The 26845-nt window shown below is 71.9% G+C and carries 27 protein-coding genes and 1 pseudogene; 12 read left to right on the top strand and 16 right to left on the bottom strand.

Annotation, left to right across the window (positions count from 1 at the left end; genetic code table 11):
* Positions 1 to 24: 24 nt before the first annotated feature.
* From BC793_RS16810 to BC793_RS16800, 3 genes are all read right to left on the bottom strand, one after another.
* Entirely contained in the window at positions 25 to 1866 is a 1842-nt protein-coding gene (locus BC793_RS16810; RefSeq protein WP_109593441.1) for an ABC transporter ATP-binding protein, read from the bottom strand.
* Positions 1863 to 2393: a TlpA family protein disulfide reductase gene (locus tag BC793_RS16805; protein ID WP_109593440.1), complete on the bottom strand. Its 531-nt coding sequence runs from the start codon at positions 2391 to 2393 to the stop codon at positions 1863 to 1865. Before BC793_RS16805 ends, BC793_RS16810 begins: the two co-directional genes overlap by 4 nt.
* A 73-nt stretch (positions 2394 to 2466) precedes the next feature.
* Entirely contained in the window at positions 2467 to 2673 is a 207-nt protein-coding gene (locus BC793_RS16800; RefSeq protein ID WP_109593439.1) for a hypothetical protein, read from the bottom strand.
* Positions 2674 to 2824: 151 nt separating this feature from the next.
* Here BC793_RS16800 and BC793_RS16795 point away from each other — a divergent pair, with 151 nt between their 5' ends.
* On the top strand, positions 2825 to 3373 hold the full coding sequence (locus BC793_RS16795; protein ID WP_109593438.1) for a MauE/DoxX family redox-associated membrane protein: 549 nt from the start codon (positions 2825 to 2827) through the stop codon (positions 3371 to 3373).
* A gap of 1 nt (position 3374) precedes the next feature.
* Here BC793_RS16795 and BC793_RS16790 read toward each other — a convergent pair whose 3' ends face one another.
* Positions 3375 to 4190 carry an SAM-dependent methyltransferase gene (locus BC793_RS16790; protein ID WP_275416180.1) on the bottom strand — a complete coding sequence of 272 codons (816 nt, stop codon included), beginning with the start codon at positions 4188 to 4190 and terminating at the stop codon, positions 3375 to 3377.
* Between the two features lie 137 nt (positions 4191 to 4327).
* Here BC793_RS16790 and BC793_RS16785 point away from each other — a divergent pair, with 137 nt between their 5' ends.
* On the top strand, positions 4328 to 4813 hold the full coding sequence (locus BC793_RS16785; RefSeq protein ID WP_109593517.1) for a carboxymuconolactone decarboxylase family protein: 486 nt from the start codon (positions 4328 to 4330) through the stop codon (positions 4811 to 4813).
* 7 nt (positions 4814 to 4820) lie between these two features.
* Here BC793_RS16785 and BC793_RS16780 read toward each other — a convergent pair whose 3' ends face one another.
* Genes BC793_RS16780 through eno form a run of 3 tightly spaced genes read right to left on the bottom strand, consistent with a single transcriptional unit; the run spans position 4821 to position 7499 of the window.
* The gene (locus tag BC793_RS16780; protein WP_109593436.1) at positions 4821 to 5534 is read right to left on the bottom strand and encodes an SDR family NAD(P)-dependent oxidoreductase; all 714 of its coding nucleotides are present in this window, start codon (positions 5532 to 5534) and stop codon (positions 4821 to 4823) included.
* The gene (locus BC793_RS16775; RefSeq protein WP_239170014.1) at positions 5531 to 6175 is read right to left on the bottom strand and encodes a class I SAM-dependent methyltransferase; all 645 of its coding nucleotides are present in this window, start codon (positions 6173 to 6175) and stop codon (positions 5531 to 5533) included. The genes BC793_RS16780 and BC793_RS16775 overlap by 4 nt, the downstream gene beginning before the upstream one ends.
* A 58-nt stretch (positions 6176 to 6233) precedes the next feature.
* Positions 6234 to 7499 carry a phosphopyruvate hydratase gene (gene eno / locus BC793_RS16770; RefSeq protein WP_109593434.1) on the bottom strand — a complete coding sequence of 422 codons (1266 nt, stop codon included), beginning with the start codon at positions 7497 to 7499 and terminating at the stop codon, positions 6234 to 6236.
* A 119-nt stretch (positions 7500 to 7618) separates the two neighbouring features.
* Here eno and BC793_RS16765 point away from each other — a divergent pair, with 119 nt between their 5' ends.
* A complete protein-coding gene (locus BC793_RS16765; protein ID WP_109593433.1) occupies positions 7619 to 8515 on the top strand; it encodes a MerR family transcriptional regulator in 897 nt (298 codons plus the stop codon).
* Between the two features lie 15 nt (positions 8516 to 8530).
* Here the strand turns inward: BC793_RS16765 and BC793_RS16760 are convergent, their stop codons facing one another.
* Together BC793_RS16760 and BC793_RS16755 are read right to left on the bottom strand one after the other, a co-directional pair.
* Positions 8531 to 9676, bottom strand: coding sequence for a glycosyltransferase (locus BC793_RS16760; RefSeq protein ID WP_109593432.1), 1146 nt, complete (start codon positions 9674 to 9676; stop codon positions 8531 to 8533).
* On the bottom strand, positions 9673 to 10392 hold the full coding sequence (locus BC793_RS16755; RefSeq protein ID WP_109593431.1) for a lysophospholipid acyltransferase family protein: 720 nt from the start codon (positions 10390 to 10392) through the stop codon (positions 9673 to 9675). The genes BC793_RS16760 and BC793_RS16755 overlap by 4 nt, the downstream gene beginning before the upstream one ends.
* Before the next feature lie 68 nt (positions 10393 to 10460).
* Between BC793_RS16755 and BC793_RS51315 the strand changes: the two are divergent.
* Positions 10461 to 10979: pseudogene (locus BC793_RS51315) on the top strand (DUF998 domain-containing protein); the annotation flags it as partial.
* Between the two features lie 52 nt (positions 10980 to 11031).
* Here the strand turns inward: BC793_RS51315 and BC793_RS51310 are convergent.
* A complete protein-coding gene (locus BC793_RS51310) occupies positions 11032 to 11865 on the bottom strand; it encodes a glycosyltransferase family 2 protein (protein ID WP_158319281.1) in 834 nt (277 codons plus the stop codon).
* 112 nt (positions 11866 to 11977) lie between these two features.
* Here BC793_RS51310 and BC793_RS16740 point away from each other — a divergent pair, with 112 nt between their 5' ends.
* Both BC793_RS16740 and BC793_RS16735 read left to right on the top strand, forming a co-directional pair.
* Positions 11978 to 12469, top strand: coding sequence for a cupin domain-containing protein (locus BC793_RS16740; protein ID WP_109593516.1), 492 nt, complete (start codon positions 11978 to 11980; stop codon positions 12467 to 12469).
* Between the two features lie 197 nt (positions 12470 to 12666).
* Positions 12667 to 14541 carry a putative bifunctional diguanylate cyclase/phosphodiesterase gene (locus BC793_RS16735; protein ID WP_158319280.1) on the top strand — a complete coding sequence of 625 codons (1875 nt, stop codon included), beginning with the start codon at positions 12667 to 12669 and terminating at the stop codon, positions 14539 to 14541.
* Positions 14542 to 14887: 346 nt separating this feature from the next.
* Here BC793_RS16735 and BC793_RS16730 read toward each other — a convergent pair whose 3' ends face one another.
* Positions 14888 to 15331 (bottom strand): hypothetical protein, encoded by a 444-nt coding sequence (locus tag BC793_RS16730; RefSeq protein WP_109593427.1) that lies wholly within the window; start codon positions 15329 to 15331, stop codon positions 14888 to 14890.
* 39 nt (positions 15332 to 15370) lie between these two features.
* Positions 15371 to 16864 (bottom strand): family 43 glycosylhydrolase, encoded by a 1494-nt coding sequence (locus BC793_RS51305; protein WP_158319279.1) that lies wholly within the window; start codon positions 16862 to 16864, stop codon positions 15371 to 15373.
* A gap of 184 nt (positions 16865 to 17048) precedes the next feature.
* On the opposite strand from BC793_RS51305, the gene BC793_RS16720 reads away from it, so the two are divergent.
* Together BC793_RS16720 and BC793_RS16715 are read left to right on the top strand one after the other, a co-directional pair.
* The gene (locus tag BC793_RS16720) at positions 17049 to 18494 is read left to right on the top strand and encodes a family 43 glycosylhydrolase (RefSeq protein WP_109593426.1); all 1446 of its coding nucleotides are present in this window, start codon (positions 17049 to 17051) and stop codon (positions 18492 to 18494) included.
* A 141-nt stretch (positions 18495 to 18635) separates the two neighbouring features.
* The gene (locus BC793_RS16715) at positions 18636 to 20231 is read left to right on the top strand and encodes a methyl-accepting chemotaxis protein (RefSeq protein WP_239170057.1); all 1596 of its coding nucleotides are present in this window, start codon (positions 18636 to 18638) and stop codon (positions 20229 to 20231) included.
* Here BC793_RS16715 and BC793_RS16710 read toward each other — a convergent pair.
* Positions 20225 to 21190: a patatin-like phospholipase family protein gene (locus BC793_RS16710; RefSeq protein WP_307784571.1), complete on the bottom strand. Its 966-nt coding sequence runs from the start codon at positions 21188 to 21190 to the stop codon at positions 20225 to 20227. The genes BC793_RS16715 and BC793_RS16710 overlap by 7 nt on opposite strands.
* Between BC793_RS16710 and BC793_RS16705 the strand changes: the two genes are divergently transcribed.
* A complete protein-coding gene (locus BC793_RS16705; RefSeq protein ID WP_109593423.1) occupies positions 21184 to 21957 on the top strand; it encodes a hypothetical protein in 774 nt (257 codons plus the stop codon). The genes BC793_RS16710 and BC793_RS16705 overlap by 7 nt on opposite strands.
* Here BC793_RS16705 and BC793_RS16700 read toward each other — a convergent pair.
* The 3 genes from BC793_RS16700 to BC793_RS16690 form a co-directional block, all read right to left on the bottom strand.
* Complete coding sequence (locus BC793_RS16700; protein ID WP_203896199.1) at positions 21948 to 22586, bottom strand: hypothetical protein; 639 nt, start codon at positions 22584 to 22586, stop codon at positions 21948 to 21950. The two genes, BC793_RS16705 and BC793_RS16700, sit on opposite strands and share 10 nt — an antisense overlap.
* A gap of 80 nt (positions 22587 to 22666) precedes the next feature.
* Entirely contained in the window at positions 22667 to 23518 is an 852-nt protein-coding gene (locus BC793_RS16695; protein ID WP_109593422.1) for an ornithine cyclodeaminase family protein, read from the bottom strand.
* Positions 23519 to 23522: 4 nt separating this feature from the next.
* Positions 23523 to 24260: an HAD-IA family hydrolase gene (locus tag BC793_RS16690; protein ID WP_203896200.1), complete on the bottom strand. Its 738-nt coding sequence runs from the start codon at positions 24258 to 24260 to the stop codon at positions 23523 to 23525.
* Between the two features lie 169 nt (positions 24261 to 24429).
* Here BC793_RS16690 and BC793_RS16685 point away from each other — a divergent pair, with 169 nt between their 5' ends.
* The 3 genes from BC793_RS16685 to BC793_RS16675 all read left to right on the top strand — a co-directional run bounded on the left by BC793_RS16685 (position 24430) and on the right by BC793_RS16675 (position 26823).
* Positions 24430 to 24666, top strand: a complete 237-nt coding sequence (locus tag BC793_RS16685; RefSeq protein WP_373871223.1) for a helix-turn-helix transcriptional regulator — start codon at positions 24430 to 24432, stop codon at positions 24664 to 24666.
* A 40-nt stretch (positions 24667 to 24706) separates the two neighbouring features.
* Entirely contained in the window at positions 24707 to 25447 is a 741-nt protein-coding gene (locus tag BC793_RS16680) for a maleylpyruvate isomerase family mycothiol-dependent enzyme (RefSeq protein ID WP_109593421.1), read from the top strand.
* Between the two features lie 89 nt (positions 25448 to 25536).
* Positions 25537 to 26823, top strand: coding sequence for an MFS transporter (locus BC793_RS16675; protein WP_239170016.1), 1287 nt, complete (start codon positions 25537 to 25539; stop codon positions 26821 to 26823).
* Positions 26824 to 26845: the final 22 nt, after the last annotated feature.

Genomic DNA, 26845 nt, shown 5'->3' with positions numbered 1-26845 from the left:
CCCCGGCGACCGGGAGCGGACCGGTCATCCGCGCTCGCCGGTGGCGGCGTAACCGTCGGCCTGCATCCGGAACAGGCGGGCGTACCCGGCGTCGGCCGCCATCAGGTCGTCGTGGCTGCCGCGTTCCCGGACGACGCCGTCGGCAAGCACGACGATCTCGTCGGCGTCGCGGATGGTGCCGAGCCGGTGCGAGATCAGCACGCTGGTCCGGTCCTGCCGGTGCCGGCGCAGTCCCCGGTGCAGCTCGTATTCGGCCTCCGGGTCGAGCCCGGCCGTCGGCTCGTCGAGGATGAGCAGGTCACGCCGGTCGCGCAGGAAGGCGCGGGCCAGCGCCACCCGCTGCCACTGGCCGCCGGACAGCAGGACGCCGGTCTGCTCGTCCTCCCGGTCGGCGTCGTCGTACCAGGCGTTGGTCAGCATCGTGTCGTAACCGCTGGGCAGGGCCGCGAGTGCCTGGTGGATGCCGGCGCGCTCGGCGGCCGCCGTCAGCCGTTCCCGGTCCTGCATGGCCGACAGGTCGCCGACGCCGATGTTCTCCGCGGCGGTGAACTCGTAGGCCATGAAGTCCTGGAAGACCACGCCGATCCGGTCGCGGACCTCGACCGGATCCAGGTCGCGCAGGTCCTGCCCGTCCCAGGTGACGCTGCCCCGGGTCGGGTCGTAGAACCGGCACAGCAGCTTGACCAGGGTGCTCTTGCCGGCGCCGTTGAGGCCGACGAGCGCGGTCGTGCGCCCGTGCGGGATGGTCAGATCGACGCCCCGCAGCACCCACGGCTTGTCGGGGCCGTACCGGAACCAGACGTCACGCAACTCGATGCCCCGCTGGAGCGGCCCGGCCGGCAACGGGTTCGCCGGGACCGGAAGATCCGGCTCGGCGTCCACGAGTGTCCGATAGTGATCAAACAGCAGGGCGTTCTCATGGGCCGAGGCGAACCGGTCGACCAGCCCGCTGCCCGCCGACTGCACGCCCGCGACGGCCGCGACCAGCAGAGAGATGTCGCCGATGGACAGCCGGCCCGCGGCGGCCTGGCGGACCGCCCAGATCAGCCCGGCGCCGGCGATCACCGCAGTCAGGGCGGCGAGCAGCGCGCGGACCCACAGTTCGCGGCCGTCCTGCCGGGCCTGCTCGGCGTTGGCGCCGGTCATCTCGCGCAGCATCCGGGTACGGAACAGCCCGCCCAGCCCGAGCATCCGCAGTTCCTTGGCCGCGGACAGACTGGTCAGCAGCTCGGCGTAGTGCGCCTCGCGCCGGGCGCGGCCGCTGACCCGCCACAGCATCCGGGCGTTGCGGCGGTTCAGCCACAGTTGGGCGGCCAGTGCCGGGCCGGCCGCCGCCAGGGCGAGCAGGGCCAGCCACGGGTTCAGCGCGAACAGCACACCCACGAACCCGGACATCATGATCGCCGACTCGACGGAACCCAGGGCGTCGTCGACCAGCTGGCCGGGCCCGGACCGGCCGGACTGCTGCGCCATCCGCAGCCGGTCCCGGAACTCCGGGTTCTCCATCACGCCGATCCCGATGATCCGGCTCATCGCCTGGTAGAGCCGGTCCATGGCGCGCACGCCGACGGCGCGCAGCATCCGGCCGTACAGGTAGCCGCGGACGGCCGGGACCACACCCAGCATCAACCCCAGGCAGGCGAGCAGCAGGGCGGGCGCGAGCAGCGCGGCGGCTTCCCGGCCGCCGGCCAACCCGTCGATCACGGTACGCAGCAGCGTGGCCGCCACCACCGGGCCGACCCCGGCCGCGACCGTGACCACGACATATCCGGCCAGGACACCGGGTGCGGCGTGCGCGCCGATACGGACCGCCGCCCACAGGTGCCCGGGGATCCGGCGGGCCGGAACCGCAGTCGGGCCGGTCACGCCGGAACGAACTCGGGAAGTTCCGGGAAGGCGTTGCCACCGGCGACGACCACGCCGGCGCTGTCGACCAGGCACAGCGCCGGGAAGCTGGTCACCCCGAACGCGGTGGCCAGCGGCCCCCGCTCCCGCTCGACGACGACGTCGACGTGGGTGGACAGGCGCGCCACGTACGGCCCGCTGTCGTCGGCGTCGGTGACCACCACGGCGAACGCGGCCACGCCGGTGCGCTGCTGGTAGGCGATGAACTCGGGGATCCGCTCGTCGCAGGCGCCGCAGCCGACCGAGAAGAAGCCGACGAGCTGGGAGGCGCCGGAGCGCACGCTCGACACGGTGCCGCCCTCGAGGGTCGTCGCGGTCACCGGCGGGACCGCGGTGCCGGCCGCAAGGGTCGCGTCCTGGACGACGGCGCCGCGCCCGGCCAGCTTGGCGTCGTGCACCCGCAGTTTGCGGATCACCCCGAAGGTGAGCAGAAGGTTCAGCGCGGTGGCGGCGAGGGCCACGGTGACGGCGGCGGTCAGGTAGAACATGTGGTTCCTTTCCGGGCCCGGGGCGGTACGCGGCCCTGGCGGACCCCGCACCGCCCACGGCAGGAGCGGCGTATCAGCAGGTGGTGAAGGTGTTCGACCAGGAGCCGCAGGTCGCGGAGCAGTTGCACTTGTCGACACACCAGCGGCGCTGCTGCAGGTGGCTGACACACCGGTACTGGTAGTAGCCCTCGCCTGGCCGGCACGGGCAGGCACCGGCACGCTCCTGCGGAAGGAACGTGGCCAGCATGCGGTCGGCGATCGCGCCCAGCTTCTGTCGCATGTGTTACTCCTTCGTTCACGGTCCCGAGATGATCTCGGCGGGCCGAGACTACCCACAGTGGACCGGTCCGCGCCGCCCCGTTCATCGATGAACCTGGCCTTCCGGTGCCGGGTACGGTGGGTCCCACGGGGGTCTACGGGGAGGTTCGAAGGTGAGTCATACGTTGGTCGGCGCGCGGGTGCTGATCGGCCTGGTGTTCGCGGTCTCGGTGTTCACGAAGCTGCGCAGCCGCGGCGCCTTCGCCGCGTTCCGGTCCTCGGTCACCGACATGCGCCTGCTGCCGGAGTCGCTGGCCGGACCGGTCGCGGCCGCGGTGGTCGCCGCCGAGCTGGCGATTCCGGTGCTGCTGCTGGTGCCGGGCGCGACGGCGGCCGGGTTCGTGGTCGCCGTGCTGCTGCTGGCCGTCTTCTCGGCCGGGATCGCACGGGTGCTCGCCGCCGGCACCGCCGCGTCCTGCCGGTGTTTCGGGGTGTCGGCGGCGCCGTTCGGCCGGCATCACCTCTACCGCAACGGTGTGCTCGCGGTGATCGCGGCGGCCGGCCTGACCGCCGCGATCCGGGCACCGGGCATCGGCACCGACCCGGGCGCCGCGGCGATCACGGCCGGGGCCGCGGCGGTCGCCGCCCTGGTCGTGATCATGCTCGACGACATCGTCGACCTGTTCCGGGCGGAACAGCCGGCGGCCGGTCCGCGGCGGTGAGTCAGCCGATCCGGGCGACCGCCCCGTAGCCGGTGGCCTCGGCCGGGGTGGGGCGGGGGCCGGCCTGCGGGCGCCAGTCGGAGACCGAGACGATCCCCGGCTCCAGCAGGTCGAGCCCCTCGAAGAAACGGGTGACGTCGGCCAGCGGACGGGGGCTGAACACCGGCTTGATGTTCTTGTTCACCGCGTCCATGGCGGCGATCGTCTCGGCGTCGAGCGGGTCGAACGTCGCATGGGACAGCACCAGGTAGCTGCCGGGCGGCAGCGCGGCGACCAGCTGCCGGACCACGGCATACGGGTCCTCGTGCTCCTCGATGAAGTGCAGGAGCGCCACCATCAGCAACGCGATCGGCTTCGTGAAGTCGAGGGTCTCGCGCAGCGCCGGATCGGCGAGGACCTTCTCCGGGGTCCGGGCGTCGGCGTCGATGTAGGCGGTGGCGCCCTCCGGAGAACTCGCCAGCAGCGCACGGGCGTGCACGAGCACCAGCGGATCGTTGTCGACGTAGACGATCCGCGATTCGGGGGCGATCCGCTGCGCGACGTCGTGCACGTTGTCGGCGGTCGGCAGCCCGGTGCCGATGTCCAGGAACTGCCGGATGCCCGCCTCGGCGGCCAGGAACCGCACCGCACGCTGCATGAAGGCCCGGTTCTCCCGGGCCGCGGTCCGGATGTGCGGGAACACCGCGGCGATCGCCTCGGCCGCGTCCCGGTCGGCCTGGAAGTTGTCCTTGCCACCGAGCCAGTAGTCGTAGCGGCGCGCGGGATGCGGCTTGGTCATGTCGATGCGGGACGCGAGGTCCGATCTGTCGGCGTTCACCGAGGTCTCCCCGTCTTCCGTGTCACGAGGCGGCCGATTGTACGAGATCCACCCGCCGAGATCCATTCCGGACAAACGGCGGCGGGAGACGGCCGTTCGTAGGAGGACGCCGGCTGCGGCACGTGATGACGTGTGGTGTGCCGCACATCGATCTGCCGCCGCTGCCCGGGATCGCCGGTCTGCTGGCCGGCTACCCGCAGACCGCCGAACCGCTCAACCACCTCGCCGAGACCCTGCTGCGGGGCCCGTCACCGCTCTCCCCCGCACAACGCGAGACCATAGCGGCGTACGTGTCACGCCGTAACGAATGCACCTTCTGCGCCGAGACCCACGGCGCCGTGGCCCGCCGGCTCGGCACACCCGACCCCGATCCGCTGATGGACGCGTTGCTGGCCATCGCCGACCGGGTCCGCACCGACGGCCGCTCGGTGACCGCCGGCGACGTCGACCTGGCCCGCGCGGCCGGCGCCGACGACCGGATCATCCACGACACCGTGCTCATCGCGGCGGCGTTCAGCATGTTCAACCGCTATGTCGACGGGCTCGGCACCCTGACGCCGGCCGATCCGGCCGACTACGACCGGCACGCCCACGTCCTCGCCGAGAAGGGATATCTGCGGTAGGCGCGGATCAGGACAGCGGGGTGCCGGTGAGGTCGGCCAGGGCGGCCAGCAGGGTGTCCTGGAAGTGACGCTCGCGGGTGGCCGGGTGCGGGTCCCGGCGCTGCCGGTGGTGCCAGTACCCGCCGCCGGTCAGCGCCTCCGGGTCGTCACTGGTGGCCAGCCACTCCTGGGTGAGGTGCCCCAGACGGAGATCGTCGGGGGCACCCGGCCCGCCCATCCGGGTGGGCACCCAGCCGGGGTCGACGGCGTTGCCGGCCACCCCGGGCCGGATCCGGGAGACCGCGACGGCGAGGGTGGTGACGAACAGTTTGCTGTCGGCATAGGTGCCCGACCTCAGCCGGCTCGCGTCGGGGCGGCCGCTGCGGTGCATGCCGCTGCTCAGATACACCAGGCGGCGCGGGCCCTCGATGAGGGCGGTCAGCAGGTACGGCGCGACGACGTTGACCGGCATGATCGCCGACCCGGTGTAGACGCCCGCGTTGTGGATCACCACGTCCACGTCACCGATCCGGTTGACCTGCGCGGCCACCTCCCGGGTCTCCGCCGGATCGGACAGGTCGCCGGCGACCGCGGACGCCCCGCGGCCGACCAGGTCCTTGGCCGCGGCCAGCCGGTTCTCGTCGCGGGCGTGGACGACGACGTCGTGTCCCTCGCCGAGCAGCGTCTCGGCGGCGGCCCGTCCGAGCCCGTCCGCCGAGCCGGTGATGAATATCCTGGTCATGCCCCCAGCATGCCCTGTGGCGGCCGGATCGCATGCACCAGTTCGATGGTGCCGGCCTTGCGGCGCACGGTCGTGACGACCTCGAAGCCGGCCGCCCGGACCAGGGGCAGCTGGCGGCGGGTGAAGTGTTCGCCGGCGCCCGGGATGGAGAAGCGCTCGATCAGCCACTGCACCGCGTAGACCGGCGGCCAGGTGCTGGCGACGTGATCGAACAGCAGCAGCCTGCCGCCCGGCGCCAGCACCCGCCACATCTCGGCGATCGCCGCGCGCGGGTCGGCGATCGCGCACAACGACAGTGCGCTGACCACGGTGTCGAACGAACCGTCGGCGAACGGCAACCGGGCCGCGTCGGCTTCGCGCAGGTCGGCGGGGCGGCCCAGATCGGCGGCCCGCTGCCGGGCGATCGCCAGCATGGCCGGGCTGACGTCGACACCGGAGACCACCGGCGCCGCCGCAAGGTACGGCAGGTTCCGGCCGGTGCCGACGCCGACGTCGAGCACACGGCCCTCCGCACGGGTGCCGAGCCACTCGCGCCCGCCGCTGAACCAGAACCTCTCCAGGAACGCGATCTGCCGGTCGTAGTCCGGTGCGGCCCGGTCCCAGACCTGACGAGCCTTCATGGCGCCTTCGGATGCCTCCACCGTCGCCTCCCTGCCACCGATCCTACGAACCGTGCGCACCGCCGGCGGCCCGTCGCCCCTACCGGACGCCGGCGTAGCGGGCCGACCGGCCCAGTTCCTCCTCGATGCGGATCAGCTGGTTGTACTTGGCGGTGCGGTCGCTGCGCGACAGCGAACCGGTCTTGATCTGCCCGCAGCCGGTGGCGACGGCCAGGTCGGCGATGGTGGTGTCCTCGGTCTCGCCGGAGCGGTGCGACATCACCACCCGGTAGCCGGCGCGGTGGGCGGTGTCGACCGTACGCAGGGTCTCGGTGAGGGTGCCGATCTGGTTGACCTTCACCAGGACGGCGTTGGCGTAGCCGCCCTCGATGCCGCTCGCCAGGCGGTCCGCGTCGGTGCAGAACACGTCGTCGCCGACGAGCTGGAGCCGGTCGCCGGCCTGTGCGGTGAGCTTCTTCCAGCCGGCGAAGTCGTCCTCGGCCATCGGGTCCTCGATCGAGGTGACCGGGTAGCGGCCGGCCAGGTCCAGCAGGTAGGCGATGTGCTCGTCGACGGTCCGGGTGAGTTTCTCACCGGCGTAGACGTAGGCGCCGTCGTGGAAGAACTCGGAACTGGCCGGGTCCAGGCAGACGGTGACGTCGGTACCGGGCCGGTAACCGGTGTCCTCGATGGCGCGCACCACGAACCGCAGGGCCTCGTCGGCGTCGGTGAAGGCCGGCGCGAACCCGCCCTCGTCGCCGACGTTGGTGCTGTGCCCGGCCGCGGCCAGTTGCCGGCGCAGGGTGTGGAACACCTCGGCGCCCATCCGTACCGCCTCGAAGAAGGTCGGCGCCCCGACCGGGGCGATCATGAACTCCTGGAAGTCGAGCGGGTTGTCGGCGTGCGCGCCGCCGTTGACGATGTTCATCATCGGCATCGGCAGCAGCCGGGCACCGGCGCCGCCGAGGTAGCGGTAGAGCGGTTGCCGGTGCGCCTGGGCGGCCGCCTTGGCCGTCGCCAGCGACACGCCGAGGATCGCGTTGGCGCCGAGGCGGCCCTTGTCCTTCGTGCCGTCCAGGTCGATCATCGTGGTGTCGATCAGCGCCTGGTCCTCGGCGTGCAGGCCGGTCACCGCCTCGGCGATCTCGCGGTTGACCGCGGCGACGGCGCGGCTGACGCCCCGGCCGTGGAACCGGTGCGGGTCGCCGTCGCGTAACTCGACCGCCTCGTTGGCGCCGGTCGACGCCCCGGACGGCACGGCGGCCCGGCCGGACGAGCCGTCGGCGAGCACCACGTCGACCTCGACGCTCGGCTCGCCTCGGCTGTCGAGGATCTGCCGCCCGATCACCCGGCTGATGGTCGTCATCACACACTCCCTGCTCACGTGGTCACTGCCGGACCAGACTGGCCTCCGGGCCGCCGGGTTGTCATCGCGAGGAGAATCGCGTTGACCTGTACCCCGGGGTACGGGTTTAGGGTCGGCGCATGCGCGTGGGGGAACTGGCTCGACGGACCGGGACGACGATCCGGGCGTTGCGGTACTACGAGGAGACCGGGCTGGTCGTGCCGCGGCGGCTCGGCAACGGTTACCGCGACTACGACCCGATCGCCGAGCGGCAGGTCGCCCGGATCCGTGAGCTGACGGCGCTGGGGCTGAGCGTCGAGGAGACCCGCCCGTTCGTGGAGTCGCTGGCCGACGACGACGACGTGTGCGCGGCAGCGGTGGCGACGTTCCGCAGCACGGTCAGCAGTCTTCAGGCCCGCATCGGTGAACTCACCGCCCAGCGGGAGGCCCTGGACGCCCGCATCGACACGGCCGCCCGCCGGCTCGTCACCGGTGCACCCGCCACCGGTGGCCGGCCGGCTGATCTCGTCGGTGGCCCGCTGCCGGAACTGGAGTTCTACGGCACCGACGGGCGGCCGATCCGCCTGCACGCGCTGGGCCCGGGACGCAGCGTCATCTTCGTCTACCCGCTGACCGGGCGGCCCGGCGTCGACCTGCCCCGCGGTCTGCTGGAGATCCACGGCGCGCGGGGTACCGGGCGGGACAACTGGCTGCGTGACCATCATGCGGAGATCCTGGCCGCGGGCGCCGCCCGGGTGTACGGCCTGTCCGCCCAGTCGACCGGCTACCAGCGCGAACTGGCGTACCGGCTGCGGCTGCCGTACCCGCTGATCCCGGACCCGAAGCTGACCCTGGCCGCCGCCGCCGGGCTGCCCGCCCACGCCGGTGGTGGCCTGACCGTCTACGAGCGCCTGACCCTGATCGTCACCGACGACGTGGTGGAGCACGTCTTCCACCCGATCCCCGACCCGGTCTCCCACGCCCTCGACGTGATGCGGTGGCTCACCCAGCGGCGCACCGTGGGCTCGTTGTCCTAGACCGGGCCGGCGCCCTCACCCGGTCCGGATCGACGAGGCGAGGTCGTAGATCGCCAGCAGGCGGTGGAGGAAGACCTCCGGGGTGTACGCCGCCGCGGCCGCCATGCCGTCGCGGATCGTGGTGGCCCGCAACGTGTCGTCGTCGAGCATCCGCAGCAGGGCCGCGGCGAGCGCGTCCGGTGCCGGGTCGCAGGTGAAGCGCCCGGCCCGGGTGTCGCCGGGCCGGATCGCGAGGCCGTGGTCGGCGGCCACCACCGGCAGCCCGGCCGCTTCCGCCTCGGCCAGGACCAGGCTCTGGGTGTCGGTGGTGGAGGTGAACGCGAGCACGTCGGCGGACCGGTAGAACCCGGCGACCTCGGGGTGCGGCACCGGCGGATGGATCCGGACGCTGCCGTCGAGGCCCAGGGCGGCGATCCGGCGGTGCAGGTGCCGGCGCCGCTGCCGGACACCGACCAGTACCAGCCGGGCCTCCGGGCGAACGGCGTGCACCCTGGCGAACGCCTGTAGCAGCAGTTCTGGGTTCTTCTCGGCGGTGCCCCGGCCGACCGAGAGCACGACGGCACCGCAGTCGCGGGCCGGGCGGGGCGCGACCGGGGCGACCGGCGTCGGCAGCACGCGGATCTCGGCGGCCGGCCCGAAGGCGGCGAACCCGGCGGCCGTCTTGTCCGACGGGGCGATAGCCACCGACATCCGCGCGAACATGGCCGTGCCGAGGGCTTCCAGCCGCCGGCGGCGGACACGGCCGGGCCGCGTCAGTTCCAGGAACTCCCGCGGAGACCAGCCCAGCCGCAGGCGCAGGGCGCACCAGGCGGCGCCGAGCGGGATCTCGGGGAACACGTCGGCGTACGCCAGCAGGTCGGTGTGCCAGGTGACGACCAGGGGCACCCGCCAGTCGGCGGCGGCGCGGAACCCGGTCATCCCGATCGGGCCGGTGGTCTGGGCGTGGACGATGTCGGCGGGCCGGGGTGTGAACGGCAGCCCGACCCGGAGCTCGCGCCACGGCACCGGCACCGACCGGACGCCGGGGCGCAGCAGCGGCCCGGGACGGTAGAGGTCGACCTCGTGGCCGGCCTCGCGCAGCAGCCGGACCGTCATCTCGGTGGACCGGGTGACGCCGTCCGGGCGGCCGGGGTGGCTGTCGCAGAAGTGGGCGATCCTCACGGTGCGGCGAGCCCGGCGGCGATCGCCTCGCGGGTAGCCTCCCGCAGGGCGCCGACGTCGGCGAAGTCGGCGGGCAGCAGGGGTGGCAGGACCTCGACGCGGGCCCTGATGTGCTCGCGCAGCACGAACCCCTCCCGCGGGAGGGCCCGCCGGGTGCCGTGCACGACGATCGGGTAGACCGGCACGCCGTGGCGCACCGCCAGGTCGAACGCGCCGTTCTTGAACGCCTGGAGGGACCCGTCGGAGGTGCGCCGGCCCTCCGGGAAGATCATCAACGGGGAGCCGGCCGCCAGGTGCGCGTCGCAGAGTTCCATCATCCGGCGCACCGACGCGCCACTGCCGCGGACCAGCGGCACGTACCCGTTGAGGCGCATGTTCCAGCCGAGCACCGGCACCCGGAAGATCTCCTGCTTGGAGACGAACTTGAACGGCCGGAACAGCGCGAACAGCACCAGGATGTCGATCAGCGAGGCATGGTTGGCGACCAGCACCGCCGGGCCGCGCCAGGGCAGCCGGTCGCGATGCAGCACCCGCAGCCGCCACAGCGGGCAGATGTAGACGTAGAACGACGCCCACGCCGACGAGTACAGGTGCAGCGCGACCCGGCGCCGGTCGAACGGCAGCGTCACCAGCCACACCAGCAGCGCGCCGGCGAAGAAGAGCGGGCAGGTGAGCACGATGAAGGCCCAGAACGACACCGAGAAGACCCAGAACATGCCGACATCCTTCCGGTACGCCGTACGCGTCGCCAGCCCACCTGAGGCGTCGTCGTAGTGTCCGGTGCATGGAGGGGCTGACGCGGGTGCTGCCGGCCTTCGGCGCGCTCGCCGCCGTGCAGATGCTCGTGGTCAGCACAGTGGACGGTCTGCTCCGGCCGGGCTACGACCCGATGCGCAACTGGATCAGTCAGCTGTCCCTCGGCGAGCACGGCTGGATCGGCACGGTCAACCTCGCGACCTGCGGACTCTGGCTGGTCCTGGCTGCGGTCGGGCTGTATCGGCGGGCCGACCGGTGGGCCGCCGGGATGGTGCTGTGGTGTGGGCTCTGCCTGGTGGCGCTGGCGGTGGTGCGTACCGATGCCGGGCTGGGTTTTCCGCCGGGCGTTCCGGTGGAGCAGACGGTCCGCGGGCTGATCCATCAGATGATCTCGGTCACCCTGGCCGTCGCCGGGATCGCGGCGGTCGCCAGGCTCGGCCCGCGCCGGCCGGCACGGCTGGTCGCGGGAGCCGTGACGGTGCTGTTCGCCGCGGCGACCGTGCTGGTGCTGCTGGACGCCGCCGGCGTCGTGCCGGGCACCCCGAGCGGGCTGCTGGAACGGATCGCCCTGTTCGCCGGGCTCGGCTGGATCGGCGTGTTCAGCGTCCGGGCCGCATCGGGTTCTTCCGGCCGCCGTCGCCGTGCAGCGTCGCCCACGGGTGGGGCTGGCCCAGCGCGTACGCCAGGCGCAGCGCGGGAAACAGCAGAAGCTGAACCCGGGTGGTGAGCCAGGCACGGGCGTAGGCGTGCGGCTTCGGCAGGCCGGGGTGCCGCCGGTAGGTCCGCTCGGTCATCAGGGTGTACGCGCTGTAGTCGGCGAACCGGTTGGCGATGCGGCGGGCCGAGGTGCCGGCGCGCATCCCGGCCGCGAACACCGGCGCCGCCCCGGAGCCGTGCAGGTGGATGCCGAGGTCGATGTCCTCGTGGACGTTCTCGTCGGCGCACAGCTGCGGACGTACCCGATGCCATGCCGTTGATCTGATCGCCATGTTGGCGCCGAGCAGCCAGTCGAGCGGGCCGCGGCCCCAGGCCCGGCGGAAGAGGGCGTCACCGCCGTCGATCAGGCGGGCCAGCGCCGTGTCGTAGTAGGTGACCGGGCCGGTCGCGGCCTGCACGGCCGGGTCCTGGAAGGTCCGGCGGACCGCCCGGGACCAGCCGGGGGCGAGCCGGGTGTCGGCGTCGATGCGCCCGATCACGTCACCGGTCGCGGTGTCGAGGCCCCGGTTGCGGGCGTGCTGGACACCCCGGCGCGGTTCGTGCAGGACGGTCACCCGGCCCCGGTACTCGTCGAGGATCCGCAGCGTGCCGTCGCCGGACCCGTTGTCGACGACGATCACCTGATGGAACGGCTCGTGCTGGCGGAGAATCGCGTCGAGGCACGGCCGCAGGAAGTGTTCCTCGTTGTAGACGGGCACGACGACGGAGATCAGCATGCTTCCATCGTCGCCTGTCGACGTCCGGTATTGCGGTTGACCGGATGTCCGGCGAATTCCAGACTGACCCGGCCGCCCGGGCCGTTCAGTGAAGATCAGGAGGTGGTCGGTCGTGAGCCGACTGCGCGTCGTCGGTCCCGGTGAGGGCCGTTCGGGTGACCTCGGCGACATCACCGTGGACTTCAAGGTCTGGGGCGAGGACACCGGCGGCGCATTCGCGATCGTCGAGCACGAGTTCCGGCCGGGCGCCCTGGTGCCGCCGCACGTCCACACCCGGGAGGACGAGCACTCGATCGTGATCAGCGGCCTGATCGGGTTCCGCTCCGAGGACCGGGAGGCCGTCCTCGGTCCGGGCGGCTACATCACCAAGCCACGCGGCGAGGCGCACGCGATGTGGAACGCCGGCAGCGGGCCGGCCCGGATGATCGAGGTGATCAGCCCGGCCGGGTTCGAGTTGTTCTTCCGAGCGGTCGTCGACATGGTGGAGGCCGGCGACACCGACGCGGAGCGCGGCGCCGCCCTGGCCGCCGAGCACGGGCTGGAGTTCGTCGACCGGCCGTGGCTGGCCGACGTCGTCCGCCGGTTCGGGCTCAGCGCCTCGTAGGCCCCTTCGTCACCAGGGTCCCGATCGCCTCGCCGACGGGCGCGCCGAGCCGCACCCGGGGTGCAACCTGCGAGGTGTCATGCGGTTGCGGAGCCCGCCGATGAGTAGGCAACGGTGGACTCCGGAAGGTGATGATGGCTGCGGCGCGTGGGGCTTCGCGATGGCTGGTGGGCCTACTTGCCGTGGTATTGGCAGGTATGTCCGGCTACGCGGTGTTCGGTAGCTGGCGGCAGGCGGTGATCGTCTCGGAACTGGCGGAGGACAGCGCCAACACCGACGCCTACCAGCAGACCGCCTACCTGGTCAGCTGGGAACTGGCGCTGATCCAGGCCACCATGCGCGAACCCGACGGCGAGGAACGCCACCAGTTGCCGGGCGTGCACCGGCAGGCCCAGGTGGCCATGGAACACATGGCGAGTGTCGACACCGAGGACCGCGAACTCACCGCGGGGATCGTTCAGGCGCACCGCGACCTGAAGCCGCACATCACCGCATACCTGGATCTGCTCGACGAGCGCGACCTCGCCGGTGCGGAATCGCGTCTGGAGGACGCGATCGAGCCGGTCACCACCCGGATCATGGCGACGGTGCTCGCCGAACAGCGGCACCACCTGACCGACCACACCGAGAAGCAGTCCGACGGCCAGGACGAGTCGCAGCGGCAGCTGTGGGGCAACGGGCTGGCGTTCGCGGTCAGCCTGATCGTGCTGGTCGGGCTCATCCGGTCGTCGCGCGCACACCGGCGCCAGGTGGAGACGATGGCCGCCACCGACCCGTTGACCGGCCTGCCCAACCGCACCGCGTTCGCCGCCCGGACCGGCCGCGCGCTGGCCGAGGACGCCAGTCACCGGCGGCGGCCGCACCGGCCGCGGCCCGGGCGGGCCACCGTGCTGGTGGTCAACCTGGACGGCTTCCGCGACGTCAACGACCAGCTCGGCCACCGCATCGGTGACCTGCTGCTCATTCACGTCGGCCGGCGCCTGAAGGACTCGGTACGCGGTCAGGACTTCGTCGCCCGGCTCGGCGGTGACGAGTTCGCGATCCTGCTGCGCGACGCCGAACCGGACATCGGGGAGACCATCGCCACCCGGCTGACCGACGCCTTCGAGGAGCCGTTCGTCATCGACGACATCACCGTCGACCTGGAGGTCAGCGTCGGCGCCGCCACGGCGGGTCCCGGCGAGGACGTGCCGACCGTGCTGCGGCACGCCGACACCGCGATGACCGCCGCCAAGCAGCAGCGCCTCGGTTTCCGGCGGTTCGCCGCCGGGCGCACCGAGGACAGCAACGCCCGGCTCACCCTGCTCGGCGACCTGCGCCGCGCTCTGGACACCGGCGACGAGATCACCCTGCACTACCAGCCCAAGATCGACATCAGTAGTGGGACGCTGGCCGGTGTCGAGGCCCTCGCCCGCTGGCGGCACCCGGTCAAGGGGCCCATCTCCCCCGGCGACTTCATCCCGGTGCTGGAGGCCACCACGCTGATCCACCGGTTCACCCACCAGGTGCTCACGCAGGCACTGACGCAGGCGCGGGTCTGGCTCGACCTGGGGCACCGGATCCCGGTGGCCGTCAACATCTCCACCCGGTCGCTGCTGGACCCCGGCTTCCCGGCCCGGGTCGCCGCCCTGCTGCGCCAGACCGGCGTGCCCGGCGACCAACTGGGTATCGAGGTCACCGAGTACAGCATCATGAGCGACCCGAACACCGCCATCGAGGCCCTGCACCGGCTACGCCGGCTGGGCGTGAAAGTCTCCGTGGACGACTACGGCACCGGCTACTCCTCGATGACCTACCTACGGCTGCTGCCGCTCGACGAGCTCAAGATCGACCGCTCGTTCGTCCAGGACATGAGCACCGACCGCGGCAACCGGGCGCTGGTCGCCTCGACCGTCGAACTCGGCCACAACCTCGGCCTCACGGTCGTCGCCGAAGGCATCGAGGACGCCCCGACCCTGGCGGCGCTCCGTGAGATCGGCTGCGATCTGGCGCAGGGCTTCCACCTCGCCCGGCCGATGCCCGCCGACGCCATCACCCACCGCCTCCGGCACGCCCTCATCGCCGTGGCCTAGAGAGCTTCTGTCCGCAGGGGGACCGGTCCGGCGCCGATGTCCGCGGGTACCGCCCCGGGGACATCGTCTGCGAGCGGCAACTGTCGGCCGCATCGCCTGGGGCCCGGTGCTCTGCGAGCGACGACAGGGGCGCACGCACCGCTTGCGTGGGCTGCTGCCACTGCCATGACCGCGGTGAACGCACACGATCGACGGATCGTGTGCGTCTACACGTGCCATGACGAGGCGGGAGGCGCACGTTGAGCGACGGTGTGCGCTGATCGACGTTGCCGTCGGTGCCCCGGCGGTGTGTCGATGATCCCGGCCGGCGAAAGCGGGCGTGGCGACCCGGCCGAAGGCTCACCGGCTAGCGGCGGCCCTCGCCACGTCTGCGGGCATCGGCCGCGGCGAGTCCGGCGCGGACCCGCTCCCGGTCCGCTGGGTCCCACGGGCCGGAGGCCGCCAGCGGTATCCCGGTCAGGAATCGGCGTTCGTCCTCGGGGATCAGCTCGGCGACCCGGTCCGGATCGGTGGCGGCGGTCGAGTACAGGTTCGGGCCGTCGGCGTAGAACAGGTCGGTCACCACGAGCCGGCCGTCCGCGGCGCGCATGACGTTGGCCGGGTTGTGGTCCAGTGGCCCGCACCAGGGCAGCTCGCGCCGGGCCCGCTCGTGGACCTCGCGGATGATGCCGGCGAGACGGGCGACGTGCGGGGCGTGGACCGCGATGGCCCAGTCACCGGCGCCGCACCTGCTCCACCCGTCCCGCAGCAGGGCCTGCTCCACCTCGCGGTGGTCGGCCGGTCGGGTCATGGGATCGAGCGTATGCGGCGCCGGCCGTGATCACCGGGGTCAGGAGGTGCGGCGGAAGGTCGCGTCGGCGCGGTCGGTGGCGGTGCTGACCGGGTCGATGCGGAGCTGGTAGCCGCTGTGCCGGAGGTAGCGGTCCGGGAAGTTGTACGACTGGAACGACGACCAGCCGCTGTCGGCGAGGCCGGCGACCTGGCGGAAGGTGGCGTCCTGCCGGAACGTCGCCGACCCGTTGTTCGGATCCAGCCGCAGCACGTAGTTGTCGTGCCTCAGGTAGTGGCCCGGGAAGTTGACCGACTCGAACGACACCGCGGTGCTGTCGGCCAGCCCGGCGACGACCCGGAACCGGGAGTCCAGCGCCGGGGTCACGTTCGCGTCGATGCGGGTGGCGAAGTTCGTGTGGCGTACGAATCGGTCCTGGAAGTTGTAGGACTGCAGTCGCTGGACCCCGACCGCGCCCGGATTGCTCAGCTCACCGGACGGTCCGGCCAGGACCGTCGTGGTGGAGACCGGGACGCCCAGGTGGGGAGTGCCGTCGGCGTTCCAGGAGATCCGCTGCGCACGGCTGGTACGGGTGGTGCCGCACCCCTGCGAGGCGGAGTCGTTGGCGTGGTACACGATCCAGTCCTCGGTGCCGTCCGGCGACGTGAAGAAGCTGTGGTGGGCCGGCCCGTACACCCCGTTGGTGTCGCTGCGCTGGAACAGCGGGGTGGCCGTCTTGGTCCACGAGCCACGGGCCAGCGGGTCGGCGCCGGTCAGCTCCAGCGCCCCGATCTTGTAGTCGGGGGTGCCGCAGTAGCTGGCCGAGTAGGTCAGGAAGGTGCGGTTGCCGCGCTGCAACGGGAACGGCCCCTCGTTGACCGGGTTGCCGACCCGTTCCCAGGCGTAGGTGGGTTCGGAGATCAGGGTCCCGAGCGCCGCCGGTGTCCACGGGTTGGTCAGCCGGGAGATGTAGAGGCTCTGCAGGCCGCCGTTCTCGAAACCGCTGTTGTTGTTGAACGCCGAGAACACGAAGTAGTCGATCCCGCCGACGGTCATCACGCTGCCGTCGATGGACCAGCCGTTGTCCGGCATCAGGACCAGGGCGCCCTTGTACGTGTACGGGCCCATCGGATCGGTGCCGGCGCTCTCCAGGACATGCTGGCGCTGGCCGCCGCAGCAGGCGGACGGGCCCGCCGAGTAGTACAGATACCAGCGCCGGCCGTTGGGCCCGTTGAGCAGGTGCAGACTGGGCGCCCACATGTTCGACACGGCGCTGGGCTGCGACATGGTGAACACGGTCGTCTCGGGCGCGGTCTTCAGTCCGGCGAGGGTGGCCGACCGACGGATGAGGATCCTGCCGGACCAGGTGGTGGCGGCGTAGTAGTAGTTGCCGTTGTAGTAGCCCATCCACGGGTCGGCGCTGTTGGGCGTACCGACGACGGGGTTCTGGAAGGTGGCGCCGGGTGCGGCGGCGCCCGGGGTCGCGGCGGCGCCGACGGTCACGATGAGCGCGACCGTCGTCAGTAACGCGGTGACCATGCCTCGCAGACGCATACGGCTGCCCTTCGTTAGCGCTCACAAATTGTGAGCGGCATGTTACGAGACATAGACGTCCTTAACAAGAAGCTCGAATCGTCATGACACGCAGATTTCGACGAGGTTTCTTGACGTACGTCGAATCGACGTGCATGTTAACGATCACACCGCTACCCTCCCCCCACCTGCAAGGAAGTCCCCGATGGATCTCTCCGCTCGCATCCGTCGCAAGGTCACGGCCGTCCTCGGCCTGATGGTCGTGATGCTGGCCGGACTCGCCACCCCGGCGTCGGCCCAGTTCATCACCGTGCGCAACCCGGTCATCAACCAGCGCGCCGACACCGCGATCTTCAAGCACACCGACGGCTACTACTACATGACCGCCTCGGTCCCCGATTACAAGCGGGTCGAGCTGCGCCGCGCCACCACCCTCCAGGGCCTGGGCACCGCCGCGACGTCGAACGCGTTCGTCGCGCCGTCCAGCGGAGCACTCAGCGGCTGGATCTGGGCGCCCGACATCCAGTACATCGACGGCGCCTGGTACATGTACTTCTCCGCGTCGCCGGGCACCGCCGTCTTCGACCAGCGGCTCTACTGGATCCGCAACACCAGCGCGAACCCGATGACCGGCACGTGGAGCGCGCCGCAGCGGTTCAACACCGGCTGGGAGTCGTTCCAGCTCGACGCGGCGGTCTTCGTCAACAAGGGCGTGCGCTACTTCGCCTGGGCGCAGGACAGCCCCTCGACGAACTTCAACAGCCACATGTACATCGCCCGGATGAGCAGCCCGACCGCCATCACCGGTACCGCGGTGGAGATCGCCCGGCCCACCGTCGCCTGGGAGAAGGAGGGCGTCGCCGGCGTCGTCGAGGGCCCGTCGCCGCTGGTCAAGAACGGCCGCGTCTACATCGCCTACTCCGCGTCGGCCACCGACTCCCGCTACAAGCTGGGCCTGCTCTCCTCCTGGGACACCGCCGACCTGCTCAACCCGGCGTCCTGGTACAAGCACCCCAACCCGGTGTTCCAGACGGCCAACGGGGTCTACGGTCCCGGGCACGGCAGCTTCACCCTCGCCGAGGACGGCGTCACCGACATGCTGGTGTACCACGCCCGCGACTACGCCAACCCCACCCCGGACGCGCTGACCGACCCGAACCGGCACACCCGCGTGCAGCAGCTGCTGTGGCGGGACAACGGCGACCCGTTCTTCGGCCAGCCGATCCCCAGCACCGTCGTCAACCCCGGCATCCGCGGCCAGCACAGCAACCGGTGCGTCGACAACTACAACCGCGACACCACCCCGGGCGCCCTGGTGCGGCTCTACGACTGCAACGGCGGCACCGCCCAGCAGTTCGAGTGGAACTACCGCAACGGCACCCACTACGAGATCCGTAACCGCAACACCGGCACCTGCCTGGCGAACCTGGCCGCCGGCACCGCGTCGAACGCCGACGTCGGCCTCACCGGCTGCAACGGCTCCACCGGCCAGCAGTGGATCGTCCAGGACCGGGGCAGCGGCTGGTTCTCGCTGCGCAACGTCGCCGGCAACACCTGCCTGGACAACTACAACTGGGACGCCGCCAACGGCGCCCGCCTGTCCCTCTACCCCTGCAACGGCCTGGCCGCCCAGTTCTGGCGCCTCGGCTGATCGTTTCACCGCCGCTGGAGAGCTGATCCACACGTGACCGGTGGGGCGATCGCCTCACCGGTCGCAGCGGTCCCGGCCGTCACCACTCACGCGAAACGGTCTCACCCGACCGGCCGTCCGGCCGATCATGTCGGTGTGACGATGCTGACCCGTATGCGCCTCGGCGTACGCCTGGCGGTGGCCTTCGCCATCATCGTCGGGTTGATGCTGATCATGATGGCGGAGGCACTGGCGACGTCGTCGAGCCAGCACACGGCGACCGACCGGATGGAACGCGCCCAGCAGTTCGTCGCGACCGTCAAGGACGCGAAGTTCTCCGCCGCCGACTTCAACGGCTGGCAGACGGCGTACGCCTTCGACGCTCTGCGCGATGTCGCCGACGCCGCCGCCGACACCGGATCGTCACGTAAGGCGTTCCTGGCCTCGGTCGACACGTTCCGTACCCGCACCGAAGCGGCGGCCGGCCTGGCACCGACCGGCGCCGCCCAGGACGCCCTCCAGCGGATCGGCGGGCTGGTCGACGAGTTCATGACCGTCGACGCCGAGATCGCCCGGCTCTACACCGCCGGACGTGACAGGGCCGCCAACGATCTCGTGCTGGGCCGGGAGATCGAACTGTTCGAGGAGATCGGGGACCTGCTCGATCAGGCGGCCGCCACGGCCGACAGCGCCTTCGCCGCGGCCAAACTCGACGCCGCCGACGCCCACACCAGTGGCACCAGGACGACCTGGGCGGTGGGCATCGGCGCGGTCGTGCTCGCGGTGATCCTGGCCGCGATGGTCACCCTGTCGGTGACCCGGCCGGTGGAACGGATCCGCCAGCGGCTGGAACTGCTCGCCGACGGCGACCTGGCGACACCGGTCGAGGTCACCGGCCGCGACGAGGTGGCCGAGATGGCCGGTGCGCTGGGCCGCAGCCTCGTCTCGCTCGGCAACGTGATGCGCACGATCGACGACTCGGCGACGGCGCTGGCGACCGCGACCGAACAGATGTCGGCCGCCTCCACCGAGATCGCCGCCTCGGCCGAGGAGTCCGCCGTGCAGGCGCAGGCCGTCGCCGACGCCGCGAACCAGGTGTCGAACAACGTGCAGGCGGTCTCCGCCGGCAGCGAGCAGATGGGTGCGTCGATCCGCGAGATCGCCCACTCCACCAGCGAGGCCGCCGCCGTCGCGGTCACCGCGGTGCAGGCCGCCGAGGCCGCCAACACCACTGTCGCGTCCCTCGGCGAGTCGTCCCGGGAGATCAGCGAGGTGGTCAAGGTGATCACGTCGATCGCCGAGCAGACCAACCTGCTGGCCCTGAACGCGACCATCGAGTCGGCCCGCGCCGGTGAGGCGGGCAAGGGCTTCGCCGTCGTGGCCGGCGAGGTCAAGGAACTCGCCCAGGAGACGGCGCGGGCGACCGAGGACATCATCCGCCGGGTCGACGCCATCCAGAGCGGCACCACCAGCGCGGTCGCGGCCATCGGCGAGATCGCCGCGGTCATCCGGCGGGTCAGTGACTACCAGACCACGATCTCCGCGGCGGTCGAGGAGCAGACCGCCACGACCGCCGAGATGAACCGCAGTGTCTCCGACACCGCGCAGGCCGCCGACGCGATCGCCGTCAACGTGTCGACCGTCGCCGAGGCCGCCCAGCACACCACCCACGGCGTCACCGAGGCGCAGCAGGCGACCGCGGAACTGGCCGGCATGTCGGCCGGCCTCCGCACGCTGGTCTCGCACTTCCGCTACTGAACCCAGACCGCCCGCAGCCGGTCGGCCTCGGCGGCGGCCTGGGCGTAGCCGGCCTCCGCGGCCGGGCGCCGGCGGGCCGGGTCGAGCACGTTGGCGCCGATCGCCCGGACTGCGGCGGCGTCCGGGGACACCACGGCGCCGGGCACCCCCAGGCTCGCCAGCTGCACGTCGGGGCGGCCGGACCGGCGTGCCGACCTGGTCGTCGGCGCCAGCACCACCACCCGCCGGGAACCTTCGGCGAGGTCCACGTTCGCCACCGAGCGCACTCCCCCGTCGATGTAGCGGACTCCGTCGATCGTCACCGGCGCCCACACCTGCGGCACGGCGCAACTCGCGGCGACGGCGTCGACGAGCGGAACACCACTGTCGGCGTCGAAAACGCGTACCGCCCCGGTCTGGGCCTCGACCGCCGTGATCCGCAACCGGACCGCCGGCCAGCCGCCGTCGCCGATCCGCCGGGCGATCACCGCGCGCCGCTCCGCCTCCGGGACGGTACGGGTACGCAGTGCCCGCCGCCCGATCCAGGCGCGCCCGCGCGCCGGATCACCCGGCCAGAGGCCGGCGACCAGGAAGCCCAGGATGACTCCGGGCCCGATGCGGGCCGCCGGCTCACCGGACGCGTCGGCGAGCTGCGCGTCGAAGAGATCCTTCAGCGGTACGCCGGACAGCACCTGAGCGGCCACGGAGGACCCGGCCGACGTCCCGACGAACAGGCCGGCACCGGTCAGGTCGACCCCGTGTTCGGCCAGGCCGTGCAGCATCCCGATCTCCCAGGCGACGCCGGTGACCCCGCCCCCGCCCAGTACCAGCGCATTCCCGTCGACACCCATACCGGCGATCCAAGCACGCGGATGCCCGTACCGACAGCCGTAGACCGTCTCCCGGCGCACCCCGCCGAAGCCCTCTTCCGCCGCCCCGGCACCCGATGCATGGGTGGCGGTATTGTTCGGTGATGTCACGCAGGGACCGTGCCGGTAACCGGGAAGCCGCCGCCGCGAGGCGGGCGAGGATCGACGCGGTGCTGGCCCGTCGCAGTGGATTCGCCGCCCCGGCGACGACGGGCGCGGCGCTGCGGTTCGCCGCCGACTACGCCCGGGCCAACCTGCTGACCTATCTGTACGAGGCGCTCGACGCCCAGGTCGCCGACGTCGAGGTCGTCGACTACGGCCATGACATCTCCCACCGCGGTCACCGGGTGTACGAGACGAACCGTGAACGGGTCCGGCGCGGCATGGCGCTGTCCGGGACCGACCGGGAGCCGGGGACGCTGGGTGACCTGTTCGACGCGCCGACCGGTGACACCCGCCCCACCCATGTGCCCGGTGCGGGCCTGGCCGCGGAGACGTGGGAGGGGATGTGGCCCGACCAGTGGCTGCTCGACGGCCTCGAACACGCCCACACTCTCGCCGAGGCGGTGCTCGCCGGCGACATCGGCACCCTCGAGATCATCGCGGGGGTCCCGCTGGCCGACGCCGTCACCGACCGGGCGCTGGTCTTCGGTGACATCCCGAACCAGGTGCTGTCGCTGGCCGCCGACGCCTTCCGCGAGCGGCTGGAGGACCACGAGCCGGCGTTCGACCCGGAGCAGAGCGTCGACATGACCGCGCCGCTGTCCGCCCTGCCGGACCTGTTGCAGGCGGCCCGCCACGAGTGGAGCGGGACCGAGCGGCTGGCCCTGGTCATCGCCGGTCTGTCACCGATCGAGCGGACGACGCCTCAGTGCTGATTGATCGGCCAGGCGGCCGCCGCGTCGCACCGGCGCGGGCAGGCGAACAGATACGCCATGTTGCCGAGGCACAGGCCGTAGGCGTCGAAGTCGAACGTGTCGATCTGCTCCGGTGCCTCCGGACGTTTCGGGAAGCCCAGGTTCTCCGGGATCTGGGCCAGGAACTCCAGGTCGGCACCGCAGGCACAGATGTGGTCCTCGGGCTCCTGGATCCACGCCGGGTGCCCGCCGACGCGGAAGTCCCACTCGTCGTCCGGCCCGCTGGGGCGCAGCGCCAGCCGCAGCGGCTGGATGATGTCGTCCGGCGACGCGGCGACGACACCGCCGCGGTGCCGCAGGATCCGCCAGAACGCCGTCTCGTTGCCGCCCAACGGCGTCTCCCAATACCGTTCGGGCAGTCGCCGGGGCCCGAACGCGGCGTCGTTGTGGATCGGGCACTGGAACACCAGCAGGTGCTCACCGCCGAAATGCGGGACGTCGGCGGGGACGTCGATCTGGAAGAACAGCGCCATCCGCCGGCCGCAGGTGCAGTCCGGCCAGGACTGCTCCGTCTCCAGGATGGGCCGGCCGCCCACCGTGTCGCGGTCCCCCGCGACGGCCGGTTCCGAGGTCATCTCGATCACATACATGCCGCGACGATAGCGACCGCGCTCTAGAGCAGCCGATGGATACCGTGGACCGGGCGGTAGCCGAACGCGGTCCCGCCATCCTAGGTGGCCGGTGCCGCGGCCAGGACCGCCTCCGCGACGACGAGGTCCTGCCAGGCCATGCCGGTCCCCTTGAAAAGGACGGGCCCGGCCGGATCGACCTCGTCGCCGATGGTGGCCAGCCGGTCCGGGTCGAGGACACCGTCGGCGACGGCGCGGACGACGTCGCCGGCCTCGCGCAACGCGGTCGCCCGGTCCTCGACGATCACGGTGGCCCGCGCGCAGAACGCCGAGTCGACCTCGCGGGCATCCGGTTCGTGCGAGCCGACGGCGACGACGATCGCGTGGTCACCGAGCAGCGCGGAGTCGAAGAGCGGCTCCCGGGCGGTGGTGGCGCAGACGACCAGGTCGGCGCCCCGCAACGACCTGTCCACCCCGGCGTTCGAGGTACGGGTGACGACCGTGACCGAAGCGGGCGTGACCAGGTCGTTCAGCGTGTCGACGTGCCCCCGGCCCTGAGGCCCGGCGCCGAACACCACCACGTGTGGGTTCGGCGGCAGCAACCGCCGGACGGCCGCGAACGACACGGCCGGGGTCCGCAGGGTGGTCAGCGCCGTACCGTCGAGCAGTGCCGCCGGTTGCAGGGTGACGGCGTCGAAGACGGCGTAGAGCGCGTTGATCCGGGGCAGGCCGAGTGCCGCGTTGCCGGGCGCGACGGTGACGATTTTGACGCCGGCGTGCGCCTCGGATTCGGCCGGCATGAGCAGCAGCGAGCCGTGACGCAGCGGCACGGCACTGCGGGCGGCACCGGCTGACGGGTCGAGGCCGGCCCGCAGGGCGTCCTCGACGGCGGCGACGGCTGCGGCGGGCGGCAGCAGCGCGACGATCTGCTCCGCCGTCAGGTAGGGGATCACCGGCTCAGGCGCTCTTCGCGGCGAACGCCCGGTCGACGGCGTCGGCGAAGGCCTCCATGGTCGGAAACTGCAGGTCGTAGCTGAACTCCTCGCCCGGCTCCGGGGTGGCACCCCAGCCGGGCCGGTCGTGCCGCCGGTTGATCCACACCGACGGCAGCCCCTCCCGCCGGGCCGGGACGTGGTCGTGGAACAGGCTCTGTGCGACGTGCAGCAGCCGCCCGCGCTCGATCCCGAGGCCCGGCAGGGCGGCGTCCAGTGCCCGGAAGTGCCGGTCCCCCGGCTTGTAGCCGCCGACGTCCTCGGCCGTGATGATCGCGGCGAAGTCACCGCGCAGGTGCCGGTTGCTCCCGGCGAAGCCGTCGCGGTGCACGTTGGAGACGATGATCAGCCGGTAGTGCTGCGCCAGGCGGGCCAGGGCACCCGGCGAGTCGGGGAAGGCCGGCCACTGCGGCACGGACCCGGCCAGCCGCCGGGCCCACTCGTCGGAGACCGGGCGGCCGAGAGCGGCGCCGGTACGCCGGAACGCCTCGGCGAGCACCTCGGGGTAGAGCGGGGCCGGCGTCCGGCGCTCCACCGCCGCCTCGTGGTCGCCGTAGGTCAGCAGCAGCTGATCGTCGCCGAGTTGGAGCCCCTGCTCCCGGGCCCACGGCGCGAGCACGGCCGCGATCCCGGTCTCCCAGTCGATCAGCGTGCCGTAGCAGTCGAAGCTGAGCGCCGCGAACCCGGTGAGGTCGATCGTCATGCCGGCAACTCTAGAGAGCCTCCGGGGCCGGGGCCCGCACTCGTGAGCAGCGATCGCCCACCGGGGCACATCGCCCACCGGCACACCGAACGGATGGAATCGCCCCTCCGGTCTCATGACCACTTGTCTGTGGCCTATAGTCATGAGCATGGCCGACAAACGGTATCTGATGGGCGCCCACGAGATCCGCATGCTCCTGGGCGGCATCACCCGGCAGCGCGTCTACCAGCTCACCTGCCGGCCCGACTTCCCGGCGCCGGTGGCCGACCTCAGCCAGGGCAAGGTGTGGCGGGCCGCCGACGTCGAGAAGTGGGTGGCGAACCGTCGCCGCCTCCAGAAACGAGTGATCCCACCCGGGGGGCCACCGGAGACGGGGAGGCCCCCCGGCACAGCCATCGCCGACTGACGGGCCGTACGCGTTCGTGGAGGCATGCCAGGATGACCCGATGCGCGTTGATCAATTCATCGAGACGCTCCAGGCCGACGGCGACCGTCTGGCCGAGGCGGCCCACCATGCAGGCCTCGATGCGGCAGTGCCGACCTGCCCCGGCTGGGTGATCGCCGACCTGCTGAATCACCTGGGCGGCGTCCACCGGTGGGCGACCGCCCACGTCACCGCGCGGCACCGGGATCCCGTCCCGGCCGACGAGTTCTTCGCCGCCCCCACCGACGGCACCCTGCTCGACTGGTTCCGGGAGGGGCACCGCTCCCTGGTCGCCGCCCTCGTCTCCGCCGACCCGGCACTCGACTGCTGGACGTTCCTGCCGGCCGCCTCGCCGCTGGAGTTCTGGGCCCGGCGGCAGGCCCACGAGACCGCCGTCCACCGCGCCGACGTCGAATCGGCGACCGGGTCCCGCCCGCGATGGAGCCCGGAGTTCGCCGTCGACGGCATCGACGAGCTCCTCCACGCCTTCTTCCAGCGCCGCCCGGAGCGACTGGCCGCCGACCCGCCGCTGCGCATGTCGCTGCACGCCACCGACGCCGGGCGGGCCTGGACCATCCGGATGGAACCGGATCGGCTGTACGTCGACGCCGGTGGACAGCCGGCCGGCCTCCGTCTCGCCGGGACCGCGTCCGACCTGTACCTGCTGCTGTGGAACCGCGCCGGAATCGAGGGCCTCGACGTCGACGGCGACCTGCCTGCCTGGGAGTCCTGGCGCGACAGAGCCGTCGTCACCTGGCGTTGAGCACCACGCGCCGGCGGCGAAAATCGGGCGACATCTGACATCGGGACCCGGAGACTTGCCGGGTGAGACTCAGCGCCACCCTTCGACACATGCGTCCCCCGTCGGCTCTGGCCGGGCGGCTCGCCCTCCAGTCGCTGATGTTCGCGCTCGGTGAGGGCGCGTTCATGACCGGGTCGGCGGTGTTCTTCACGCAGATCGTCGGGCTGTCGGCCGCCCAGGTCGGTCTCGGCCTGACCTGCGCGGGGATCGCCTCGTTCCTGGCGGCGCTGCCGATGGGCAAACTGGTCGACCGCTTCGGGCCGAAGAGGATGTGGGCCGTCGGCGCGACCGGTCAGGCGGCCATGTTCGCGCTGTGGCCGTTCATCGGCGACTTCCCCGGCTTCGTCGCGATGGCCGTCGGGATGGAGGTCATCGGCGCGCTGGGGCATGCCGCCCACGGCGCGTACACCATCGACGTCCTGCCCCCCGAGGAGCGGGTGCGGTCACGGGCCTACATGTACTCCGCGCTCAACCTCGGATTCACCCTCGGCTCGCTCGCCGGGGGAATCGCGCTGGCGTTCCACTCCAACACCGTGCTGCACGCGATGCCCTGGTTCACCGCCCTGGTCTTCCTGGTCAACGCGGCCGGGGTCGCCAAGCTGCCGCGGGCCTCGCACGACAACCGCACCCCGGCCGAGCGCCGGATGCGGATCCCCGGGCCGGGGCCGATGCGCAATCCCGGATGGCTGCTCACCACCTTCTTCGCCGGGGTGTTCTGGACCAACCAGGTGCTGCTCAACGTCGTGATCCCACTGTGGCTGGTGGAGAAGACCGACGCACCGCGGGTGCTTCTGGCGTTCCTGTTCGCCACCAACACCGTGATGTGCATCTTCCTGCCGATGGCGGCGGCACGCGGGGTCGACGGGCTGCCCACCGCGCTGCGCGCGATCCGCATCTCGTCGGCGTTCTTCGTGATCTCCTGTCTCATCACGCTGGCCACCCACGACACCATCGGATGGATCACGATCGCCCTGGTCTGGCTGGGGCACATCACCGTGACCGGGGCGGAGCTCTACCTCAACGCCGCCGACTGGACCTTCGAGGCCGAGCTCATGGACCCCCGTCAGCGGGGCGCCTACCAGGGGACGGCCAACCTCAGCGGCACGCTCGGCAAGGTGTGGGCGCCGGCGGTGTACACCTACCTCGCGATGAACTGGGGCGCCGCCGGGTGGCTGGTGATCGCCGGCATCATCCTGGTCGCCACCGTCGCGATCCATCCGTCGACCCGGATGGCACGCCGGTTCCTCGAGCAGCACGTGCCCGCCGAGGTACTGGCCGATGCCCGCGCCTCCAAGGCCGTGAGCGTCCCGGCCGGTCAGACGTCGCCGCCCGCCTGAGCCCGGCCCATGGGACGGCGGC

It is taken from the genome of Actinoplanes xinjiangensis, from assembly GCF_003148685.1.
GTDB lineage: Bacteria > Actinomycetota > Actinomycetes > Mycobacteriales > Micromonosporaceae > Actinoplanes > Actinoplanes xinjiangensis.
The sequence above is the reverse complement of the archived record's forward strand: the minus strand, read 5'-3'. Positions and strand labels throughout refer to the sequence as shown.

Excerpts from the sequence above, each read along its gene's own strand:
- BC793_RS16805 (WP_109593440.1), bottom strand. The coding sequence starts at position 2,393 with ATGTTCTACCTGACCGCCGCCGTCACCGTGGCCCTCGCCGCCACCGCG.
- BC793_RS51310 (WP_158319281.1), bottom strand. The coding sequence starts at position 11,865 with ATGCTGATCTCCGTCGTCGTGCCCGTCTACAACGAGGAACACTTCCTG.
- BC793_RS16730 (WP_109593427.1), bottom strand. The coding sequence starts at position 15,331 with ATGACCCGACCGGCCGACCACCGCGAGGTGGAGCAGGCCCTGCTGCGG.
- eno (WP_109593434.1), bottom strand. The coding sequence starts at position 7,499 with ATGACGACCATCAGCCGGGTGATCGGGCGGCAGATCCTCGACAGCCGA.
- BC793_RS16735 (WP_158319280.1), top strand. The coding sequence starts at position 12,667 with ATGTCCGGCTACGCGGTGTTCGGTAGCTGGCGGCAGGCGGTGATCGTC.
- BC793_RS16700 (WP_203896199.1), bottom strand. The coding sequence starts at position 22,586 with ATGTATGTGATCGAGATGACCTCGGAACCGGCCGTCGCGGGGGACCGC.
- BC793_RS16685 (WP_373871223.1), top strand. The coding sequence starts at position 24,430 with ATGGGCGCCCACGAGATCCGCATGCTCCTGGGCGGCATCACCCGGCAG.
- BC793_RS16675 (WP_239170016.1), top strand. The coding sequence starts at position 25,537 with ATGCGTCCCCCGTCGGCTCTGGCCGGGCGGCTCGCCCTCCAGTCGCTG.
- BC793_RS16755 (WP_109593431.1), bottom strand. The coding sequence starts at position 10,392 with ATGTTCTGGGTCTTCTCGGTGTCGTTCTGGGCCTTCATCGTGCTCACC.
- BC793_RS16780 (WP_109593436.1), bottom strand. The coding sequence starts at position 5,534 with ATGACCAGGATATTCATCACCGGCTCGGCGGACGGGCTCGGACGGGCC.
- BC793_RS16680 (WP_109593421.1), top strand. The coding sequence starts at position 24,707 with ATGCGCGTTGATCAATTCATCGAGACGCTCCAGGCCGACGGCGACCGT.
- BC793_RS16800 (WP_109593439.1), bottom strand. The coding sequence starts at position 2,673 with ATGCGACAGAAGCTGGGCGCGATCGCCGACCGCATGCTGGCCACGTTC.
- BC793_RS16720 (WP_109593426.1), top strand. The coding sequence starts at position 17,049 with ATGGATCTCTCCGCTCGCATCCGTCGCAAGGTCACGGCCGTCCTCGGC.
- BC793_RS16765 (WP_109593433.1), top strand. The coding sequence starts at position 7,619 with ATGCGCGTGGGGGAACTGGCTCGACGGACCGGGACGACGATCCGGGCG.
- BC793_RS51305 (WP_158319279.1), bottom strand. The coding sequence starts at position 16,864 with ATGCGTCTGCGAGGCATGGTCACCGCGTTACTGACGACGGTCGCGCTC.
- BC793_RS16715 (WP_239170057.1), top strand. The coding sequence starts at position 18,636 with ATGCTGACCCGTATGCGCCTCGGCGTACGCCTGGCGGTGGCCTTCGCC.
- BC793_RS16705 (WP_109593423.1), top strand. The coding sequence starts at position 21,184 with ATGTCACGCAGGGACCGTGCCGGTAACCGGGAAGCCGCCGCCGCGAGG.
- BC793_RS16690 (WP_203896200.1), bottom strand. The coding sequence starts at position 24,260 with ATGACGATCGACCTCACCGGGTTCGCGGCGCTCAGCTTCGACTGCTAC.